Raw genomic sequence first — 2,265 nt, 5'->3', positions numbered from 1 at the left:
ACGGTGGTGGGCAGCGTGGGTCAGTCGGGACAGATATATGCGCGCGTGGAGAAAACACGGGGACAGCTGACCGTGAAATGGGGCGAGCGTACCGGACAGCAGTGTCTGGTGGATTACAGGCTGCCGGCAGGAAAAACGGATAGGCCATCAAGTGACATGGTCCGCCTCAGCGCGCAGTGTCGCTGACGGGCATGTTTTCTGGATCAGAAGACAGGATTATTTATGAAGAAAATATTGATGAGGCTATGCCTCCTGTTGGTTTCAGGTGGTGCGGCACTTTCCGCTCAGGCGACTGTGACCTGTAAGTTTTATAATGGCTCCTCTTTTAATACGACCGCAAGTCTGAATGGCTCTGCGGTGCTTTCGGTCACCCCGGACATTCCGGTTGGTACGCGTCTTTATGCTGCCCGGGTTCTGGCAGACAAATATCCAGATGCATTTTCAATTGATTGTAACGGTCAACCAAATGAAGCCTTTAGCGCAATACTAAAGACAAAAGTCCTGAACGGTTCAGGACTGGGGGATAATATTACGTTTGACTCAGGCTATCCCGGTATCGGCGTACAGTTCTGGATCAACGGGGGATATATTACAGCTGATGGGCAGAAAGCAGCCGATATAATAAATATATCTACACCTGCAAATGGTCATATATTTTGGGGCACTAATGTTTTTGATCGAGAAATGACGATATTTCTGGTTAAAACAGGAAATGTCCAGCCAGGTGTATTATCAGCAACGGGATTTCCGTACGTGCAGTATATCTGGAATCCCGGAAATAACGCCAGCTTCATTCCGGGGGTGCTTTCAGAGTTCCACTTTAACGGGCAGGTGTCTATTACCACACCTTCCTGTAAAACGCCGGATAAAGTTGATGTGGAGCTGGGGGAATATACAACCACTGAAATTAATAATAATGGTGGTTCGCCGTGGAAAGATGCGTCTATCCGACTGACAGGATGCCCGCGCTTTACCGGTTATGCAGGTAAGGAGGGGAGCTGGCATGTCACACAGAGAGGTAATAGTTCCATTTCTTATGCGGCAGGAGAGGCACCTGTCTATGCAGCCAATAAACTGGGACTCACACTTAACGGGGTCCGGGGGAATCTCGATAATGCTAACGGTATTGTGGATATTGATCACTCTGCCGGATCTGCCAGTGGCGTGGCGGTACAGATAGCAAAAGGCGATACCGGCAGCAATACTCCGGCCCAACTGGGCGCTGAGACCCTCCAGAATATCCCTATGGATGGTGCCAGTACGATTACCATTCCGTTAGTCGTCAGAATGATAAAACACGGAGAATCCGCAGTGAAAGCGGGGCGAGTAAACACCCAAATAACTTATCTGATTAACTATAAATAGGAATAGGCTTAGTATGAAAAGAAAAATTATTATGGTTGTGCTGATGTCCGGTATCTCTGGTTCATCAGCAGTATATTCCGCCGATACCGGTACCATCAACGTTAAAGGGTTAATTACTTCATCAACCTGTTCAATCGACGTTAACGGGGAAAATAACGGTACTGTTGAACTCCCCACCTTACCGTCCAGTGTATTTACTCCATCCCATCAAAGTGATGGTGAAGCTCCGTTCACCATTAATTTAAGCGGTTGTGAAGACGTTGCGAATGAGGCACTTAAGATTGTTCTGACAAAACCTGTAGCTGATACATCTCTGGATATACCAACAACAGGAGGAACTGCGGAAAATGTTGCATTCAGAATAAAACAGGGAAGTAATAGTTTTCCATCCTGGAACTCACCAGTTGCCGGATCGCAGGATTATCCCGTCACACTGATAAATGGTACTGCGAGCCTGGAATTTACTGCCTACTATCACGCAACGTCTTTTCCGGTTAAAGCCGGCACACTAAGTACCGTTCTGACTATGGGAATTGAATATCGATAATTTCATGGCACCCCTGGTATTCAGAGCAATCTTTACATTTACGTAATAATGTATTTACGTTAACGGAGCGGGTATGTACTGCTATTAGTTCAAGATACATGCCTGTTTCATAGCGTTTACCTCAATGTGTTAATTTTCTGCTGGTCGGAATTCTGATATGAAAGCGTGGCGGTATTTCTTGATAGCAGTGTTTCTGTTTATGTTCATAATACTTCCTGCAGCAATATCTCTTTTACCGTCATGGCATAAACACAGTGATAACGGTAAACAACGGGGAAATTTACTGCTCCTCGTTAAGGCAGCTCTTTACGCCTGATGCCACATTTCAGGACGTCACCCGTTCTGCTAGTGAC

At 46.4% G+C, this 2,265-nt stretch carries 3 protein-coding genes; all 3 read left to right on the top strand.

Annotated elements, in window-relative coordinates; all coding sequences use genetic code 11:
• On the top strand, positions 1 to 186 hold a 186-nt coding region (locus tag V3W49_RS22525; protein ID WP_500148178.1), incomplete at its 5' end, for a FimD/PapC C-terminal domain-containing protein.
• A 36-nt stretch (positions 187 to 222) separates the two neighbouring features.
• Positions 223 to 1,365, top strand: a complete 1,143-nt coding sequence (locus tag V3W49_RS22520; RefSeq protein WP_500148177.1) for a fimbrial protein — start codon at positions 223 to 225, stop codon at positions 1,363 to 1,365.
• Positions 1,366 to 1,378: 13 nt separating this feature from the next.
• Complete coding sequence (locus V3W49_RS22515; protein WP_500148176.1) at positions 1,379 to 1,912, top strand: fimbrial protein; 534 nt, start codon at positions 1,379 to 1,381, stop codon at positions 1,910 to 1,912.
• The last annotated feature ends 353 nt before the right edge of the window (positions 1,913 to 2,265 follow it).

It is taken from the genome of Rosenbergiella sp. YN46 (assembly GCF_036620675.1).
Taxonomy (GTDB): Bacteria; Pseudomonadota; Gammaproteobacteria; order Enterobacterales; family Enterobacteriaceae; genus Jejubacter.
The sequence above is the reverse complement of the archived record's forward strand: the minus strand, read 5'-3'. Positions and strand labels throughout refer to the sequence as shown.

Excerpts from the sequence above, each read along its gene's own strand:
- V3W49_RS22520 (WP_500148177.1), top strand. The coding sequence starts at position 223 with ATGAAGAAAATATTGATGAGGCTATGCCTCCTGTTGGTTTCAGGTGGT.
- V3W49_RS22515 (WP_500148176.1), top strand. The coding sequence starts at position 1,379 with ATGAAAAGAAAAATTATTATGGTTGTGCTGATGTCCGGTATCTCTGGT.